The following is a 17,949-nucleotide window of genomic DNA, read 5'->3' on the forward strand; positions in this document are numbered from 1 at the left end:
AGGGAAGAGACGATGAGGGTTCTGCACGTTTTTGAAACGCTTCCAGGTGGCCCTGCGACATATCTCAGTGAGGTTGTGCCTCACCAGGTTGCGAAATACGGTGCGGCGAATGTGAGAGTGATCGTTCCCGACCGCCATCTGTCTCACGTTCAAAACATTCCGTTGTCCTGCATCGCCACCTTCAGAAGGAATGGTCGTTACAAGTCTCTGTCGGCACTGGCACGTTCTGTCAGGGAGGAGGTAAAGTCATTTCGCCCGGACATCGTGCACGCCCATTCTACCTTTGCAGGCTTGGTCGTGCGTTCTGTCGCCGCCCTCAGCCGCAATTTCCCGCCCATCGTCTACTGTCCGCATGGATGGTCTTTCGACATGGAGACGCTTGGTCCTCTGCGTCCCGTCGCGAGACTGGGTGAGCGGCTGCTTGCACCTCTGTGCCAGAAGATCGTTGCGATCTCCCAACATGAGTATGACAGGGGGATCGAAGCTGGTATTTCCCCCGACCGGATGGTCGTGGTCGAAAACGGCCTGTCGAGCAATCGGCCTGTCGCAGTTCCAGTCGAGTGGAGCGAACAGCGTCTCAAAGTTTTGTTCGTCGGGCGTCTAGACCGGCAAAAAGGCGTCGATGTTCTTCTGAACGCCGCCCTGTCTCTGGGTGGCGAAGTCGCCATCAAAGTGATCGGCGCACATGTCACGACGAAGGAAGAGCAAAACAAGCCTATCTCGGTACCGGCCAATGTCGAGCTTCTGGGATGGAAATCGCCCGAGGAAATCGCCGGATACATGAACGCGTGCGATGTCGTGGTCATGCCGTCCCGTTGGGAAGGTTTCGGCCTTGTGGCAGTGGAAGCGATGCGCGCCAAGAAGCCGGTCATCGCCTCTGCCGTTGGTGGTCTCCGCTCGATCGTCCGCCACGGGCAGACGGGCTTCCTTGTTCCCGCTGGCGACAGCAACATTCTGGCGCAAGCGATGGTCGCGCGCGATGTTGCCGGCTGGCGCGAGATGGGGCTTGCAGGCTACATGCGCTTTCTGTCGCGCTATCAAAGCGACAGGATGAATGATGAGCTTATCGGTGTCTATGACGAGGTGACGGGTAAGGAAACTCACGAGGCGCGTGTCCTCGCATGACCACCTTTATCAATGGGCGCTTCCTCACTCAAACAACGAGCGGGGTTCAACGCTTCGCCCGTGAGATCGTTATCGCTCTCGACAAACGACTGTCGGAAAATCCGACCACCGAGGAATGGGCGCTGCTAACGCCGGAAGGCGTTACGGAAAGACTGCCTCTACGCGCCATAACGCAGCGCGCTACCGGTCGGTCCTCAGGGCATGTCTGGGAGCAGACGAGCCTTTACCAGGCGGCCAGAAGCGGAAAGCTCGTCAACCTTGGCAATAGCGGTCCGGTCCTTCACCCTCGCGCCGTGACCGTGGTTCATGACGCGATGATCTTCCGCACACCTGAGAATTTTTCACGCAAGTATCGTTGGGTTCATGGCGTGTTGGGTCGTCTTCTAGCGCGCCGTGGAAAAATTGCGACGGTGTCGGAATTTTCAAAGCGAGAGCTTGAGAGCGCCTTCAACACGAAGGATGTTGCTGTTGTCTCCAACAGCTGCGAGCACATGGCGACTGTCGCAAAGGATGAAACAGTCTTGGCGCGCCTTGGGCTGGATCGAGAACCCTATCTGTTGTTCGTCGGCTCGCGCACACCCAACAAAAACCTTCGACGTGCTATGGACGCTATCAGGATGATGGGCTCGACAGCGCCCAAATTTGTTATCGCCGGCGCTGCCGCGTCCAGCGTCTTTCAATCCTACGAGACGTCCGAAGCGGGCGCAAATTCTGTCTCAGACAGGGTCGTCTTTACCGGCCGCCTGTCTGACGAGGAAATCGCCGGACTTTATGCGGGAGCGACGGCGCTTCTTTTTCCGAGCCTCTACGAAGGATTTGGCATTCCGCCGCTGGAGGCAATGTTGCTGGGCTGCCCTGTCCTCGCATCGGACATTGCGCCGACACGCGAGGTCTGTGGCGACGCGGCTATTTTCTTCGACCCTCTTCGACCGGAGGACATGGTTCGCGCGATCAACGAGGTTTTGCACAATCCACAACAGCGTGCGATGATGATAGAGCGAGGTCACCAGCGCGCTCAAGCATTTTCTTGGGCCAGAAGCGCTGGCCGTCTTCATGATATTGTCGAACAGCTTTAAGTAAAATTGAAGATACTCAAATGTAATCGTCAACTGTCATAGCGGCAGTTGAAAGAAAGTGAATCCAGTCGATGCGGATTTGTATCGTAGCTCAGACATTCGCGCCTCAGGAAGAAGGTGGTGCGGAGATCGTGGCGCGTATGTGCGCAAAGGAACTGTCGCGTCATCACGAGGTTTTTGTTCTCTCGCTTGGAATGTCGGGCGATCGGTTGGCGCCAACAGGCGAAAGCACGGGTGAAGACGGCATCAGGGTCGTCCGGGTGCATTGGCACAACAGCTATCTGCCTGGGCACAAGAAGCCGTTGGTCGGGCGGATCGAGAAAGCGCGCTGGCACCTCAAAGCGTCAGTGGGCGCCGTTTCCGCAAAAGAGATCAAAGAGATACTCGCGCGCGAAAAGGTAGACCTCGTTTATGCGCATAATTCGGCCCGCATGCAGCCGGCTCTCTTCGAGGCTAGCCGACAACTGAACATTCCTTTTTGCGTCCATTTGCATGACTATGCTCTGCTCTGTCCAAAATCGAGCATGTTCAGCGCTGCTGGAAATTGCGACACGCCCTGCCTGAAATGCCGTGTTCTGACCTCAAGGCTGAAGTCGGACGGAGAGGGGATGACCGCGATTGCCGTTAGCGATGCTCTCAAGCAGACCTATCTTCGGGCAGGCGTTCTCACCAAAGCGGATTGGCATGTGCTGAGAAACGAGAATATCCGCGAGGAGACATTGCACCCGCCATTCGTTGGACGCGATCAGGCCCGAAGTGAGATATTCACCTTCGGCTATCTTGGGGCTCTGTCGGAAGAGAAGGGCATTGAAGATCTCATCCGCGCCTTTGTCGACATGCCGAACCGCCAGTTTGCCAAGCTCATTATTGCTGGGCGCGGCCGCGAAGACTACGTTCGTCATCTGAAGTCTATTGCCGAGGGTGCGCCCGTGACATTCATGGGCTTCACGTCATCTGAAAAAGTCTACGGAGTAGCGGACGCCGTGGTTCTACCCTCTCGCTGGCGTGAGCCGCAAAGCCTCATCCTGATCGAGGCTGCAGTCTATGGTGTGCCTGTCATCGCCACCAATCTTGGCGGAACGCCGGAGATTGTGGAGGATATGAAGACGGGTTGGTGCTACGATGCCAGTGTTCCCGGTGCACTTGCCGAGACAATGGAAAAGGCGCTGTCGATTGGTCACGGACATTGGTGGGAGGAGCGCGATCGGCTGTTTCCAGGGATTCGAAACTTCAAAGGTACCGCAGAAGCATCGCAATACTACGAAAGATTGAACGCTCTGCTTGTGGAAGCTCAGAGACCGGAACAATTCCATCTGCAAGCTCTCCAAGAGAGTTACTGAAGAAACCCGTAGTCTCTTTAGAGTTTCTTTAGCCGAATGTCCGATTTTGCTTTTGCTCCGTGGATGGACGCAGGGGAATTGAACATGAGTGCCGGTTTTTCTTTGGGTAGTATGTCTTTGTCTCATCAGCAGACATCTGTCGATGAACCGGTTACATTTGCAAATACCATCGGTCTTTATAAGCGGGCCGACGTAGCGCCTAATGACACGGCCTCCGACACCGCGGTCCTGTTCGTGAGTTCTTGGGGGTTTGAAGAACTTTGCGCGCGTAAATTCTGGCGACTGCTCGCTGGCGATCTGGCGACGCGCGGTCTATCCAGCATGCGCTTTGACTATCCTGGCACGGGCGACGCGCTCGATCCCGTCGACTACGAGCGTGGAATTGATCTATGGATCGACAGCATCCGAGCGGCGGCAGCGAAGCTTCAGGAATTATCGCAAGCTCGGCGCTTGATCCTTATCGGCCATGGCCTTGGCGCACTGCTGGCCTGGAAAGCAGCGGAAACCATGGACAATGTGGTGGGGCTTGCGCTTGCTGCCCCCGCTCTTTCTGGGCGTCATTGGCTTCGAGAATTCGTGGCTTTCAGCCGTGTCGCCAATCCAGATGCCTTGCAGCACAGAGCGCAGGCATCAGGCCCCGCCATGGGTGAGCAAGTCTTTCCAGAGGCTCTGGCTGCCGCCCTTCGCACGATCACCATCTCCTCTTCCACAAGCGCGCCCGCGCCCAGTATCCTTCTTTTGAAGCAGGAGAACCGTCCGGCCGACGAGCAATTCGCAAGTCATCTAGCGGGTCTCGATGTGGAACTCAGCGCGAAGATCTTTCCAGACTACAATGCATTCGTTCGGGACGTCCTTTTTTCGGTACCGTCGTCCAGAGCTATCGAGATACTTGCGGGTTGGGCTGCTGACATCGCAGCAAAGCAGAGCGAAAAAAATGACGTGCTGCAGCATGAAAGGTCTTTGGCACTTCTTGCTTCACAGCCATTGACGGGAGACGGGTTTCAAGAGCGCCCCGTTCGGTTTGGCGATCAGCAGCGGCTCTATGGGATCATGTGCGAACCTCTTGGTCCGCGACAAGGCGCGACGGTTATCGTCGCTCCGACCGGTTACGAGCGTATGTCCGGCTGGGGTCGCATCTCCGCGCAAATGTGCCGAGAGCTTGCCCGTCAGGGCATTGCATCGCTTCGCTTCGACGGAGCCAACGTCGCTGACAGTCCTCCTTCCGCTGGTGCGCCGGATCAGGTCCTCTATCATGCTAGCCAGTTGACGGATGTCAGCGCGGCTGTCGATTTCCTTGAAGCGGAAAACCATCTTCCTGTGCTTGTGACTGGCCGTTGCAGCGGCGCCTGGATCGCGTTCAAGAGCGCTATAAAGGACCCTCGCATCAAGGGTTGCGTTCCCGTCAATATCTACGACCTCCATATTCCTGACGACGTCGATGTAAATCTGTTTCTTCGCTCAACCCGTCAGTCGCTTTCTGGATACGGCACCAAGTTCATGAGCGGGGCTCTGTGGAAGCGGGTGATGCGCGGCGAAGTGCGGGTGGCGAGCGGCCTCTCCAATCTCTCCAAGGCGCTTTTGGGAAAGGCGTTTTCCTTTCTCACGCCGCTTTCGGTGAAATACCCGTATTTCTCCGAGCGCGCCCGTTCGCTATCGAGCGACCTCGGTAAACTTGCCGCCAACGACACCAAGGTCACTTTGATCTACACGGAGGGCGATGCGGGCTTCGGCATGCTTGAGCGAAATTTTTGCGGCGGGGGACGTTTGCTGACGGGGCAATATGGACGTCCCAAGATCGTAGTCATCCCGAAGGCAGATCATAATCTGACCACTGCTGAGGCGCGCGGGGCTTGGACCGGGGAGTTGAAGAGCCTGGCCGTTCAACTTCAACCGACGCTTTGAGCGCCACTCTACCGGAAACGGCTAAAAGCTGCGCGTCGGCTCAGAGGGGGAATGAAGGCCGAAAAGAAAAGCGCGCCACCTGATAGAGTCCAGGTGGCGCGCTCATTGTTTTCAACGATCAGTAAATCAGGCCTGCTCGAAAACGCCGTGGCAGTGCTTGTACTTCTTACCCGATCCGCAAGGGCAGGCCTCGTTGCGGCTCACCTTGCCCCATGTGGACGGATCGTTTGGATTGCGCTGCTCTGGCGGAACATAGACATCGCCGTTGCCGGCAGATGCGGCGGCAAACTCATCCTCACCGGTGACCGGGTCAAGATGATGCGCTGTCATTTCCGGCAGTTCGGCAGGCGGTGGCGGATCGCGCATCAGTTCGACACGCATCAGCTGGGCGGTAACCTCTTCACGCAAGTTCGCAAGCAAGGCTTGGAAGAGTTCGAAGGCTTCCGCCTTGTATTCCTGAAGCGGATCGCGCTGTGCATAGCCGCGGAAGCCGACGACGGAACGCAGGTGATCGAGGTTGACGATGTGCTCGCGCCACAGGTGGTCGATCGTCTGCAGAATGACGGAGCGTTCGACATAGGTCATGACTTCAGGGCCGAAACGCTCGGCCTTGTCTGTCATGACTTTGTCCGCAGCTTCGGTGATCCGCTGAAGAATGTCGTCTTCGGCAATACCCTCTTCCTTGGCCCACTCATCAAGTGGCAGGTCGAGGTTGAGAGAGCGCTGCACGCCAGCCTTCAGGCCTTCAATATCCCACTGTTCCGCGTAGGCATTTTCAGGGATGTGCTTGCCGACGAGAGCTTCAATCACTTCGTTGCGCATATCCGCTGCGGTTTCGCCGATGTTATCGGCTTCCATCAGCTCGAGGCGCTGTTCGAAGATAACTTTACGCTGGTCGTTCAGAACGTCGTCGTACTTCAGCAGGTTCTTTCGCGTCTCGAAGTTGCGGGCTTCCACCTTCTTCTGCGCGCGCTCGAGAGCCTTGTTGATCCACGGATGGACGATCGCTTCGCCTTCCTTCAGGCCAAGCTTCTGCAGCATCGAATCCATACGGTCGGATCCAAAGATGCGCATCAGGTCGTCCTGGAGCGACAGGTAGAACTTCGAACGACCCGGGTCCCCCTGACGGCCGGAACGGCCACGCAGCTGGTTGTCGATACGGCGGCTTTCGTGGCGCTCGGTAGCAATGACGTAGAGCCCGCCGCCGGCAAGAGCCCTTTCTTTCAGAACCTTGATCTCCTCGCGGATCGCCTGTTCCTTGGCATCGCGCTCTGGTCCCGGCTCCATGCCTTCCAGCTCGCGCTCGAGGCGCATATCGACATTGCCGCCAAGCTGAATGTCCGTACCGCGGCCCGCCATGTTGGTGGCGATGGTCACAGCGCCGGGCACACCTGCCTGCGACACGATATAGGCTTCCTGCTCGTGGTAGCGGGCGTTCAGAACCTGGAAGTTCTCAAAGCCCGTCTGGCGCAGCATGGTAGCAAGCAGTTCGGACTTTTCGATCGAGGTCGTGCCCACAAGAACCGGCTGATTGCGCTCATGCGCTGCACGGATCTCTTCGATGATCGCCTTGAACTTCTCTTCGCCTGTCCGGTAGACCTCGTCATCCTCGTCGATACGCTGGATCGGCAGGTTTGTCGGGACTTCTACGACGTCGAGGCCGTAGATGTTGTTGAATTCTTCCGCTTCCGTCGAGGCCGTACCGGTCATGCCGGCAAGCTTAGAATACATGCGGAAATAGTTCTGGAAGGTGACGGACGACAGCGTCTGGTTTTCCGGCTGAATCTGCACCTTTTCCTTGGCTTCGAGCGCCTGGTGCTGACCTTCGGAGTAACGGCGGCCCGGCATCATGCGGCCGGTAAATTCATCGATGATGACGATCTCGTCGTTGCGGACGATGTAGTCCTTGTCGCGCTGGAAGAGCTTGTGCGCTTTCAGCGCGTTGTTGATGTGGTGAACGATTGCGACGTTCTCCACATCATACATCGATTCACCTTTGAGAAGGCCAGCCTGGCGGAGCAGGTTTTCGAGCTTCTCGGTACCCTGTTCGGAGAAGTTTGCCGAACGCTGCTTCTCGTCGATTTCGTAATCTTCCGGCGTCAGCATCGGGATGAACGCGTCGATCGTGTTGTAGAGATCGGAACGGTCATCCAGCGGACCGGAAATGATCAGTGGAGTGCGGGCTTCGTCGACGAGAATGGAGTCGACTTCATCGACGATGGCGTAGTTGTGTCCGCGCTGGACCATCTGCGCCTTGTCGTACTTCATGTTGTCGCGAAGATAATCGAAGCCGAGTTCGTTATTCGTCGCGTATGTAATGTCGCAGGCGTAGGCCGCGCGGCGCTCATCGTCGTCCAGACCGTGTACGATCACGCCGGTGGTCAGGCCGAGGAAGCCGTAGAGGCGTCCCATGATGCTGGCATCGCGCTTGGCGAGGTAGTCGTTGACGGTGACCACATGAACGCCCTTGCCGGCCAGGGCATTGAGGTAAACTGCGAGCGTCGCCACCAGCGTCTTACCTTCGCCGGTCTTCATTTCCGCGATCGCGCCCTGATGCAGGATCATACCGCCGGTCAGCTGAACGTCGAAGGGACGCATGCCGAGGACACGGCGCGACGCCTCACGCGCGACAGCGAAAGCCGGGATCAGCAGGCTGTCGAGCGTCTTGCCTTCGGCAAGTTGCTGGCGGAATTCCACCGTCTTTGCGGCGAGCGCTTCATCGGAGAGCGCCTTCATTTGCTCTTCGAGCGCGCCGATGGCTGCAATATTGGTGCGATAGGAACGAACGCGGCGATCGTTTGACGAGCCAAACAATTTGCGGGCGATTCCGCCGAGACTGACCATCCAACTGGCCCTTTCTGAAATTTCGTTTCGTCGGGCGCTTTAAGCGTCATCGGCAATAACGCACAAATGACGAACGACACCCCGAAACGCATCTGGACGCGAGATTGCGTGACAGATAAGAGGGGGGGCAAATGATGTCAACGGTTCTGCCCGTTACAGAATGGCCACATTCCGGTGTTTGGAAGTTTTTTCAGCCGGAAAACCACGTCTGGAGCCGGCTTTGTCTCCGAAAGGTTCAATATGTTGCGCTACAATAGAATCGCCGCTGCCGTGATCGTGGCCGGTCTTGGTCTTCACTTTCCTGCTTTTGCAGCGGAAGACGCCGTGGTGGCCACGGTTGGCGATCTCGAGATCCGTCAATCGGAACTCGATCTGGCCATGAGCAATCTCGACTCCCAGCTGGCCCAGCTTCCCGACGAGCAGAAGAAGGTCGCCGCTCTTTCCAGCGCGATCGAAGTCAAGCTCCTCGTCGAAGGCGCGACTGCCGAAGGTCTGGACAAGACGGACGACTTCAAGAAGCGTCTGAACTTCATTTCCGACCGCGAACTGCACAATGCCTATTTCCGCAAGCACGTGGCTGACGCCGTGACGGATGCCGAGGTTAAGGCGCGCTACGACAAGGAAGTCGCAGCACTGCCGAAGGAAGAAGAAGTCAAGGCTGCTCACATTCTGGTTGCGACGGAAGAAGAAGCCAAGGACGTGATCAAGCAGCTCGATTCCGGCAAGGATTTTGCGGAACTGGCAAAGGAAAAGTCGACCGATTCCAACAAGGATGATGGCGGCGATCTCGGCTGGTTCGGCAAAGGACGCATGGTGCCTGAGTTCGAAGAAGCCGCGTTCAAGCTGGAGAAGGGCACCTACACCAAGGAGCCGGTCAAGTCGCAGTTCGGCTTCCATGTGATCAAGGTTGAAGACAAGCGCATCTCGCCTCCGCCGGCATTCGAGCAGGTCGAACCGCAGGTTCGCCAGCTGGTCATGCGTGACAAGTATATGGACCTCATCAAGAAGGCCAAGGCCGAACAGAAGGTCGATATCAAGGACGAGGCGCTCCGCAAGCAATACGACGAAGTCAACAAGGCGCAAGACGCTCAGCCGCAGCAGTAAGCGGCTCAAATTATGAGGGCGGCGCTGAGCCGCCCTTTTCTCGCTTTCAGCATTGTCTTTTCCAACGCAGGTCGATTTCCATGTCCGCTGCCGTCTCCCCACTTGCCCCAAAATCCTATCCTGAGATGCCTGTCATCCGCGGTGTGCGCATGGCGACGGCTGCCGCTGGTATCAAGTACAAGAACCGAACCGACGTATTGTTGATGGTGTTCGATGAACCGGCTGCTGTTGCCGGCGTGTTCACCAAGTCCCGTTGCCCTTCGGCTCCGGTCGATTACTGCCGCGCCAATCTTGCAGGCGGCACCGCTCGTGCGGTCGTAGTCAATTCCGGCAATGCCAATGCGTTTACCGGGCAAAAGGGAAAGGCTGCCACCGAGCTGACGGGTAAATCTGCCGCAGCGGCCGTCGGCTGCAGCGAAAGAGAAGTGTTCCTGGCCTCCACCGGCGTGATCGGCGAGCCGCTCGATGCCTCGAAATTCGCCGGCGTTCTTGATCAAATGAATGCCGATGCCACGAATGACTTTTGGCTGGAGGCCGCAAAGGCCATCATGACCACGGATACCTATCCGAAAGTCGCGACCCGGACCGCGGACATCGACGGCGTCAAGGTCACCATCAACGGGATGGCCAAGGGTGCCGGCATGATCGCGCCCGATATGGCGACAATGCTCTCCTTCATCGTCACCGACGCCGATATCGCTTCGCCCGCTTTGCAGGCTCTGCTAGCTGCAGGCGTTGGCCCGACCTTCAACTCAGTGACAGTCGATAGCGATACGTCTACTTCTGACACCCTGATGCTGTTCGCCACTGGCGGCGCTGCAGCCGATGGTCAGGCACGTATCGAAAATGCCGACGATGCGAAGCTCGAAGGTTTCCGCGCCGCACTCAACGATCTTCTGAAGGATCTTGCGCTTCAGGTCGTGCGCGACGGCGAAGGTGCGCGCAAGATGGTGGAAGTGACGGTCACCGGCGCTGAAAGCGATGCCGCTGCCAAGAAGATTGCGCTTTCCATCGCCAACTCGCCGCTGGTGAAAACCGCGGTTGCGGGCGAAGACGCCAATTGGGGCCGCATCGTCATGGCTGTCGGCAAGTCCGGTGAGCTTGCCGATCGCGACCGCCTGGCCATCTCGTTTGGAAATGTGCGCGTTGCGGTCAATGGTGAGCGCGATCCATCCTATTCCGAAGCAGAAGCTTCTGCCGTCATGAAGCAGCAGGATATTCCGGTGAAGGTGGATATCGGCCTTGGCAATGGCACTGCGACAGTTTGGACTTGCGATCTGACCAAGGAATATGTCGAAATCAACGGCGACTACCGGAGCTAACGGTGGAGGCCAAACCCATGCATAGCAGTGCCGTCAATCTGCCTCTCGTTCGCCGCCTCGAGGCGGTAAGCTTTCGTGCCTGGCCGGCTTCGTCGGTCATCTATGATGGCAGTTGGCAGATACGGTTGACGGGCTCGCATCCCTCCAAGCGGATCAACTGCGTCGTGCCGCTGGACCCGTCCGATTACGGCAATTGCGACGTGCGACTTGAAAAGGCGCGCCGTCGCTTCGAGGATTTCGGCAGACCGCTGATCATCCGCGAAACGACGCTGATGCCGCCGGAACTCAGGGCTCACCTCTACGATAATGGCTGGACTGTTTTCGAAGAAGTGAAGGTGATGACCGCGGATTTGATCAATGCCGAATTGCCGGAGACAATGGCCCATCTCCCAACCCATGATATCGGCAGGTTTGTGGAAGCGAGCCTCAAGGTGGGTAACGAGGATCCGTCGCTGCGCTCGCCGATTGCCGAGATCGTCAGCTCGATCAAGCCAAATCTCGGCCTCTTCATCAAGGAAGAGGTGGAGGGCGATCCGCACGCTACCGTCATTTGCGTGCAGGACAATGATCTCGCAGGTCTCATGTCGCTCGAAGTTGCAAGCGCTGCGCGCCGCAAGGGCGTGGGTCGTGAAATCTTGACCTCTGCACTGCGGTGGGCGCGGATCAGCGGCGCGAAGACAGCTTGGCTGCAGGTGGTCTCGACCAATGTTCCGGCTCTCGCTCTGTATGAGCGGTTTGGTTTCGAAGAGGCCTATACCTATCGCTATTGGGGTAAGGACACTCCGTAATGGATGAGCAGCTCAAGAAAATCTTGCTCGTCGCAGCCTGTGCCCTTGTCGATCAGGATGGGCGGATACTCTTGGCACAGAGGCCGGAGGGCAAGTCGCTTGCGGGGCTTTGGGAATTTCCAGGCGGCAAGGTCGAACAGGGCGAAACACCTGAAGAGACCTTGGTGCGTGAGCTGGACGAAGAGCTTGGCATCACCACCAAGATCGCCTGCCTCGCGCCGCTCACCTTTGCCAGCCATACCTATGAGACGTTCCATCTCCTGATGCCGCTTTATGTCTGCCGTCGCTATGAAGGCATCCCACATGGTCGGGAGGGGCAAAGGGTGAAATGGGTCAAGCCGCAGGCTCTGCGTGGATATCCCATGCCGCCGGCTGACGAACCTCTCATTCCCTACCTCCAGGATCTTCTTTAAAATTTCTGTGAAAAGGCCCGGGGTTGGTGGTTTTCAGCAGGCTCGCGCGTCCCGGAACGGCACGTCATTAACCGATCGTTTAGCAAGCTCTGGCAAATTGCAGTGCTGAAGATTTGGTAAATGGCGCGTAGTGAGGCCGAGTGATGAATGAGGATTTCTGGAAAACCGTTGAAGACCGCCAGTCTTATTCCGCCAAGTCACGCCGGATCGGCGTTCTGAACGTCGCACTTCTATTCGGCATGGTGGCGGTTGCACTCTCGTTGATCGTAACACCCATGCTGGCTGGCAAGACCTCGTCGGCCCGATTTGCGCAGGTGCCGGACAATATCGATATGATCAGCACCGGATCGATCAAACGCGGCGATCAGCCGTCGACCTACAGCATTCGCCGTAGCATTACCCAGCCCATGCCGGGGTCCGTGTGCATTGTGGACGGATATTCGAGCGGCCGCGACTGCTGAGACGCTTGAGACCACAGGGAGTAGAGCATCCGTCCCATGTCCGAGAGAACGTGGGGCGAGCGCTCATATGTGCCATGCCATGGCGTTCGCCCCCGAACACTTAACTGTCTCTTCAGTATCACGGCATCAATCCCTGACGTTCTACAACGTCTCGTAGAAACGTCCCATGTCCGGTAACGAAATAAACATCCAAACGGTGCATCCTCACAGGCATGTTCAGTCAAGATGCTTATATTGCGTCTATTCGGCAGGGATTTGCGATTTGTATATCAAAAATAATATCTGGCGTTACTTCCTAGATTTCATCACCCATAAGCGCGGCGCCACAGCCGTCGAGTATGGTCTTCTGGTCGGCATTATTGGTGGAGCCTTGATCCTTGGTCTCGGCAGCGTGCGGGAGGGCCTTCTCGGGATCTTCACCGCAGTGGTGGATGCGCTGAACAGCGCCATGTCGTCCTAACGGGTTCAGGTGCTTTTGGCTTTCAAAGCGTCCGCAAGCCTCACATTGGCAGAACCCGGTTTCAGCGGCTTTTGCTGGCTCTCGTGCGGTGCCCAGCCCGACATGTAGATGATGGAGAATGTGGCCCTGATCCTGCCGTCCGGATCGCTGTAGCGTTGCGCGTAAAGCTCAGCAGCGCGCATGAAGAAGCGGCGGTTGAGCGGTGCGCGGCTGCGTCCCATCAGCGGGTTGGCCATTCCCATGGCGCGTAAGTCGCGCATCAGCGGGAAGATGGAATCGTAGCGCACCGTATAGGTCTCCGTATCCGTCACCGGTAAAGCGAAACCCGCGCGCTGCAAGAGCGCACCGATATCGCGCACGTCGGCGAAGGGGATCACGCGCGGGCTTGCGCCGCCGAGGATCTCAACCTCTGTTGTCAGAAGGACATCGCGAAGTTCCTGTAAGGTGCCGCTGCCGGGGAGGGCGGCCAGAAACAAGCCATCCGGTTTCAATGCTTTGCGAATCTGGATCAGCGTTCCGGGGGTGTCGTTGGTCAGGTGCAGCGACAGCGGCGAGATAACGAGGTTGGCGGAGGCGGGTTCGAGGGCAAGGTCTTCAAGGGGTGCAACCTTGGAGGTTGTCTCAGGTTCGAAAAAATCCTGGCTGGTTTCGATGCGGATCATCGAGCCCACTTTGCCGGTCCGCATAACGCGCTGTGCCGTCACACCCGTTGCGCCGTGAAGCTCGATTGCGGTATCGAAGTGGCGCTCCACGATGGCAATGCGGTCGGCAATTTCGTCTGCGGCGATATTCAGCAGAAAGTGAGCCTGACGGTCACCGATCTGCAATGCGCGCTCACGGTGGCGTTTAATAAGCGCCGGGTCGAAAAGAATGTCCATTGGCCAACCTGTGATCATTTTGCTGTCGCAAAGGCACCCCTTTCCCCCTATTGTCAAGCGAGGGAGCACAAGGGGAGGGCGATGGTTTCGAGGAAGATTGTCGCGCAGCCTCTGCATTGGTTGCTTCGACGTGTCAGCGACATCATCTACCCGCCGGCCTGTGCCGGATGCGGTCGCGCTACAGGTGGCGCCGGTGCCTTCTGCATTCAATGCTGGCCAGAGATTAAATTCATCGAGCGGCCCTATTGCGAGATCTTAGGCATCCCATTCGTCTATGACCACGGGGAGGGAATGGTCAGCGCTGAAGCCATATCCAATCCGCCAAGCTTTGATCGCTTGAGGTCGGCGACGATTTACGATGGTCCCGCCCGGAAGTTGGTCCACCAGTTGAAGTATCAGGATCGGACCGATCTTGCAGGCTTGATGGCTTTGTGGATGGCGAGGGCCGGCAGCGAAGCGCTTGCGACATGCGATTGCATCATCCCCGTTCCACTTCACCGTCGGCGGTTTTTCTCGCGCCGTTTCAATCAGTCGGCGGAACTTGCGCGGCATCTGGCAGCAATTGCCGCCAAGCCCTTTTTGCCAGCGACGCTTATAAGGGTGAAGTCAACAAGCCGGCAGGTTGGCCTTTCAGCGAAAGCGCGGCAGAAAAATGTCCAGGGTGCCTTCGCGCTTTCACAGGGGCGGGACGCCGACATTTTCGGCAAGCACGTCGTGCTTGTCGATGATGTCTTCACCACGGGAGCAACGGTGTCGGCAGCGGCAAAGCGGCTTAAAAAATCAGGGGCCGCAGAAGTCACTGTTTTGACCTTTGCAATGGCCATATCCGGGCCTATATGACATGCCAAATTGACGTTCCAGACGGTTTTGAGGTTCAGATAAATGGCATCCGTTACGATCTACACGCGCGATTTCTGCGGCTACTGCGCTCGCGCCAAGGCTTTGTTGCAGAGCAAGAACGTGAATTTCACGGAATATAATGCGACGGAAAATCCTCAGTATCGTCAGGAAATGATGGATAAATCTGGCCGCAACACCTTTCCGCAAATCTTCATCGGTGAACAGCATGTCGGTGGCTGTGACGATCTTCACGCCCTTGATCGGGATGGAAAGCTCGATCCGCTTCTTGCCGCATAACTGCCGATAATCGAAATGGACATTGGGAAGAGAGACATGAGCTTCAAGGCTGCCGCAATCCAGATGTGCTCGGGAACGGATCCTAAGCGAAACGCCGAAGCCATGGAGAGGCTGATCCGAGAGGCTGTCGCGCAAGGCGCCGTTTACGTGCAAACGCCGGAGATGACGGGTGCCCTGCAGCGCGACCGGGCTGCACTTCAGGCCGTTCTGAAGGACGAAGCCTGCGACATCATCGTTGCCACTGCAGCAAAGCTTGCGCGTGAACTCGGGATCTATGTCCATGTTGGCTCGACGGCGATTGCTCGACCCGATGGCAAGATTGCCAATCGCGGCTTCTTGTTTGCGCCGGATGGAGACCGCATCTGCACCTATGACAAGATCCACATGTTTGATGTCGATCTCGACAACGGCGAAAGCTGGCGCGAAAGCGCTACCTATCAGCCGGGTGAAGCGGCGCGCATCGCACAACTCCCTTTGGCAACCTTTGGCTTTGCCATCTGCTACGACGTGCGTTTTCCATCGCTCTTTCGCACGGAAGCCGTTGCCGGCGCACAGGTTCTGACGGTTCCGGCGGCCTTTACCAAGCAGACAGGCGAGGCGCACTGGGAAATCCTCCTGCGCGCCCGCGCGATCGAGAACGGCGCTTTCGTCATCGCCGCCGCTCAAGGCGGACAGCATGAAGATGGTCGTGAGACTTTTGGCCATTCGATGATCATCGACCCGTGGGGTAAGGTTCTGGCTGCTGCCGGTGGAACTGGCGAAGAGATCATCGTTGCGGATATCGACCCTGAACAGGTTTCTGCCGTTCGGGGCAAGATCCCCAACCTGAAGAATGCGCGCGACTTCCAACTCGATACGGTGGCCTCCCGTGCGGCTTCCCGGAGTGCGCTTGCTTGATACGCTACGCGCTGACCTGTGAACATGCGCATGCCTTTGAGGGGTGGTTCTCGGGCAGCGCCGATTTCGACAGCCAGATCGAACGTGGACTCATCAGTTGCCCGGTGTGCAATTCACAGGCCGTCAGCAAGACACTGATGGCGCCTTCCATCTCGACGGGACGGAAGAAAGAGGCCATGCGAACACTGGCGATGGACACAGCGCAAAAGGAAGTGCTGACGAAGATCAGGCAGGCGGTTGCTTCCATTCGCGCCAACGCCGACGATGTCGGCGACAAGTTTCCGGAAGAAGCGCGAAAGATCCACTACGGCGAAGCGCAAGAGCGCGGCATTATCGGCCAGGCCTCGCTTGAGGACGCCAAGGCATTGATTGAAGAGGGGATAGAGGTGGCGCCTCTTCCCCTTCTGCCTGACGACGTCAACTGACGGCTTCGGGTCAGGCCGGACGCTTCGCCAGCATCATGTAGTTGACATCCATGTCGGGCGACAAGTTCCACCTGTCCTGCAGGACGTTGTAGAAAACGCCCGTACGGTGGATGATTTCCAGGCCATTGGCAGTCAGCGGACCTTCCAACTCGTCGGGGCGAACCAACTTTTCATATTGATGTGTTCCGCGAGGAAGCCACTTCAGGACATTCTCGGCGGCGAAAATCGCAAGTGCGCGCGCTTTGAGCGTTCTGTTGATCGTCGCAGCAAACATCAGCCCGCCCGGGCGGACCATCTGCGCGCATGTGGTCAGAAAGAGGTTCACGTCAGCCACGTGTTCGACCACTTCCATGTTGAGGATGACGTCGAAGGTTTCGCCCGCTGCCTGCAACTGTTCCGCGGTCACGGCGCGATAATCGACCTGAACCCCACTTTCGCGCGCATGAGTGGAAGCAATGCCGATGTTCTTCTCGGATGGATCGGCGCCCACCACGTCGGCGCCCATTCGCGCCATCGGCTCCGACAACAAGCCACCGCCACAGCCGATGTCGAGGAAGCGCAGGCCTTCCAGCGGACGATGCCCCTTGGGGTCGCGGCCAAAGTTTTCACAGACGCGGTTGCGGATATATTCGAGCCTGACGGGGTTGAACTTGTGCAGGGGACGGAATTTCCCCGTAGGGCTCCACCACTCCGCGGCCATAGCGGAAAAGCGATCCACTTCGCTCTGATCGATCGTCGTTTTCGCGGTCTCGCTCATGGTCTTCTCCTGAATGCGTCTAGCCTGAAGTCGGATGATTGGGGAGTGAAGTCAAGGGTGAGGTAAACACGGCGGGGATCGATCACCGCGATCCCTTGTCGCAAGGAACTGCTTTAGCGGGCTTTTCGTTTCATGCTGCGTTCAGCAAGGGAAGCGTATTTTTCCCACACTGATTGCCGACATCGGTGGCCAGGCCTTTGCTTGAGGAGGAAAAAGTGAAGAAGAAATTATTTGGTGCGATTGCGCTTTTGGCGCTGATGGCCGCGCCTGCTCTCGCTGAAGCGGCAACGCGCGGATTTGCTACCGCCAACGTCAACCTGCGTTCTGGTCCCAGTACTGCCTATCCCGCAGTCGTCGTCATTCCGAATGGAGCGCCACTGACCATTCATGGCTGCCTTTCCGACACGCCGTGGTGTGATGTGTCGTTCAGCTATGGACGTGGCTGGGTGGCGGGGCGCTATATTCAGGCGACCTATCGCCAGAACCGTGTCTATGTCGAGCCGCGTTATTATCGCGATCTAGGCGTGCCTGTGATCACGTTCGAGGTTGGCCGTTACTGGGATCGTTACTACCGCGACCGTGACTTCTACCGCGAGCGCGACCGTTGGCGCCGTCCGCCACCCTCTGGCGGCTACTGGAATGCACCTCCGCCATGGGCTGATCGTGACCGTCCTCGCCCCCCACGGGAAGAGTGGCGCGACCGGCGTGGTCCTGGTCCAAATGACGGCCGCTGGGAAGAGCGTTACGGCAACTGGGATCAAGGCGATCGCGACCGTCGCGAACGCGAACAGCAGCGGATGGAGCGCGAAAGAGAACGCCAGCGTGATCGTGACGGCGATCGGCCCCGTTGGGAGCGTGACCGCAACCGGGACGGCGAACGCGACCGCAACTGGGATGATGGCGAGCGCCAACGGCGCTGGCAGGAGCAGCAACAGGAGCCTTCTAATCAGGGCGGAATGTGGTGCCGCCCAGGCGACCGCAACTGCGAAGGCCGTTAAACAGAAAAGCCCGGCGCTGAGC

The 17,949-nt window shown here is 57.7% G+C and carries 18 protein-coding genes; 15 read left to right on the top strand and 3 right to left on the bottom strand.

Features of this window, described 5'->3' with window-relative positions; translation table 11 throughout:
• Nucleotides 1-12: 12 nt before the first annotated feature.
• From WKI41_RS00240 to WKI41_RS00255, 4 genes are all read left to right on the top strand, one after another.
• Nucleotides 13-1,125 (top strand): glycosyltransferase, encoded by a 1,113-nt coding sequence (locus tag WKI41_RS00240; protein WP_340191532.1) that lies wholly within the window; start codon nucleotides 13-15, stop codon nucleotides 1,123-1,125.
• The gene (locus WKI41_RS00245; protein WP_340191533.1) at nucleotides 1,122-2,201 is read left to right on the top strand and encodes a glycosyltransferase family 4 protein; all 1,080 of its coding nucleotides are present in this window, start codon (nucleotides 1,122-1,124) and stop codon (nucleotides 2,199-2,201) included. Before WKI41_RS00240 ends, WKI41_RS00245 begins: the two co-directional genes overlap by 4 nt.
• A 71-nt stretch (nucleotides 2,202-2,272) precedes the next feature.
• A complete protein-coding gene (locus tag WKI41_RS00250) occupies nucleotides 2,273-3,541 on the top strand; it encodes a glycosyltransferase (RefSeq protein WP_340191534.1) in 1,269 nt (422 codons plus the stop codon).
• A gap of 84 nt (nucleotides 3,542-3,625) precedes the next feature.
• Nucleotides 3,626-5,443, top strand: coding sequence for an alpha/beta fold hydrolase (locus WKI41_RS00255; protein WP_340191535.1), 1,818 nt, complete (start codon nucleotides 3,626-3,628; stop codon nucleotides 5,441-5,443).
• A 126-nt stretch (nucleotides 5,444-5,569) separates the two neighbouring features.
• Here WKI41_RS00255 and secA read toward each other — a convergent pair whose 3' ends face one another.
• Nucleotides 5,570-8,287 (bottom strand): preprotein translocase subunit SecA, encoded by a 2,718-nt coding sequence (gene secA, locus WKI41_RS00260; RefSeq protein ID WP_340191536.1) that lies wholly within the window; start codon nucleotides 8,285-8,287, stop codon nucleotides 5,570-5,572.
• 240 nt (nucleotides 8,288-8,527) lie between these two features.
• On the opposite strand from secA, the gene WKI41_RS00265 reads away from it, so the two are divergent.
• The 6 genes from WKI41_RS00265 to WKI41_RS00290 all read left to right on the top strand — a co-directional run bounded on the left by WKI41_RS00265 (nucleotide 8,528) and on the right by WKI41_RS00290 (nucleotide 12,835).
• Complete coding sequence (locus WKI41_RS00265) at nucleotides 8,528-9,391, top strand: peptidylprolyl isomerase (RefSeq protein ID WP_340191537.1); 864 nt, start codon at nucleotides 8,528-8,530, stop codon at nucleotides 9,389-9,391.
• Nucleotides 9,392-9,471: 80 nt separating this feature from the next.
• Nucleotides 9,472-10,713 (top strand): bifunctional glutamate N-acetyltransferase/amino-acid acetyltransferase ArgJ, encoded by a 1,242-nt coding sequence (argJ, locus tag WKI41_RS00270; protein WP_340191538.1) that lies wholly within the window; start codon nucleotides 9,472-9,474, stop codon nucleotides 10,711-10,713.
• Nucleotides 10,714-10,730: 17 nt separating this feature from the next.
• A complete protein-coding gene (locus tag WKI41_RS00275) occupies nucleotides 10,731-11,501 on the top strand; it encodes a GNAT family N-acetyltransferase (protein WP_340191539.1) in 771 nt (256 codons plus the stop codon).
• Nucleotides 11,501-11,914, top strand: a complete 414-nt coding sequence (gene mutT, locus WKI41_RS00280) for an 8-oxo-dGTP diphosphatase MutT (RefSeq protein WP_340191540.1) — start codon at nucleotides 11,501-11,503, stop codon at nucleotides 11,912-11,914. The genes WKI41_RS00275 and mutT overlap by 1 nt, the downstream gene beginning before the upstream one ends.
• 143 nt (nucleotides 11,915-12,057) lie before the next feature.
• A complete protein-coding gene (locus WKI41_RS00285; RefSeq protein ID WP_340191541.1) occupies nucleotides 12,058-12,375 on the top strand; it encodes a hypothetical protein in 318 nt (105 codons plus the stop codon).
• A 262-nt stretch (nucleotides 12,376-12,637) separates the two neighbouring features.
• Nucleotides 12,638-12,835, top strand: coding sequence for a Flp family type IVb pilin (locus WKI41_RS00290; RefSeq protein ID WP_340191542.1), 198 nt, complete (start codon nucleotides 12,638-12,640; stop codon nucleotides 12,833-12,835).
• A gap of 5 nt (nucleotides 12,836-12,840) precedes the next feature.
• Here WKI41_RS00290 and WKI41_RS00295 read toward each other — a convergent pair whose 3' ends face one another.
• Entirely contained in the window at nucleotides 12,841-13,713 is an 873-nt protein-coding gene (locus tag WKI41_RS00295; protein ID WP_340191543.1) for a methyltransferase domain-containing protein, read from the bottom strand.
• 81 nt (nucleotides 13,714-13,794) lie between these two features.
• Here WKI41_RS00295 and WKI41_RS00300 point away from each other — a divergent pair, with 81 nt between their 5' ends.
• Genes WKI41_RS00300 through WKI41_RS00315 form a run of 4 tightly spaced genes read left to right on the top strand, consistent with a single transcriptional unit; the run spans nucleotide 13,795 to nucleotide 16,172 of the window.
• On the top strand, nucleotides 13,795-14,553 hold the full coding sequence (locus tag WKI41_RS00300) for a ComF family protein (RefSeq protein WP_340191544.1): 759 nt from the start codon (nucleotides 13,795-13,797) through the stop codon (nucleotides 14,551-14,553).
• 42 nt (nucleotides 14,554-14,595) lie between these two features.
• The gene (grxC, locus tag WKI41_RS00305) at nucleotides 14,596-14,850 is read left to right on the top strand and encodes a glutaredoxin 3 (protein WP_062423982.1); all 255 of its coding nucleotides are present in this window, start codon (nucleotides 14,596-14,598) and stop codon (nucleotides 14,848-14,850) included.
• Between the two features lie 36 nt (nucleotides 14,851-14,886).
• Entirely contained in the window at nucleotides 14,887-15,747 is an 861-nt protein-coding gene (locus WKI41_RS00310; RefSeq protein WP_340191545.1) for a carbon-nitrogen hydrolase family protein, read from the top strand.
• Nucleotides 15,744-16,172, top strand: a complete 429-nt coding sequence (locus WKI41_RS00315; protein WP_340191546.1) for a DUF1178 family protein — start codon at nucleotides 15,744-15,746, stop codon at nucleotides 16,170-16,172. The genes WKI41_RS00310 and WKI41_RS00315 overlap by 4 nt, the downstream gene beginning before the upstream one ends.
• Nucleotides 16,173-16,182: 10 nt before the next feature.
• Here WKI41_RS00315 and ubiG read toward each other — a convergent pair whose 3' ends face one another.
• The gene (ubiG, locus tag WKI41_RS00320; protein WP_340191547.1) at nucleotides 16,183-16,929 is read right to left on the bottom strand and encodes a bifunctional 2-polyprenyl-6-hydroxyphenol methylase/3-demethylubiquinol 3-O-methyltransferase UbiG; all 747 of its coding nucleotides are present in this window, start codon (nucleotides 16,927-16,929) and stop codon (nucleotides 16,183-16,185) included.
• A 215-nt stretch (nucleotides 16,930-17,144) separates the two neighbouring features.
• On the opposite strand from ubiG, the gene WKI41_RS00325 reads away from it, so the two are divergent.
• Nucleotides 17,145-17,927: an SH3 domain-containing protein gene (locus tag WKI41_RS00325; RefSeq protein ID WP_340191548.1), complete on the top strand. Its 783-nt coding sequence runs from the start codon at nucleotides 17,145-17,147 to the stop codon at nucleotides 17,925-17,927.
• Nucleotides 17,928-17,949: the final 22 nt, after the last annotated feature.

Origin of the sequence: Agrobacterium larrymoorei, assembly GCF_037722385.1 — a bacterium.
In the GTDB taxonomy this organism is placed as follows: domain Bacteria; phylum Pseudomonadota; class Alphaproteobacteria; order Rhizobiales; family Rhizobiaceae; genus Agrobacterium; species Agrobacterium larrymoorei_C.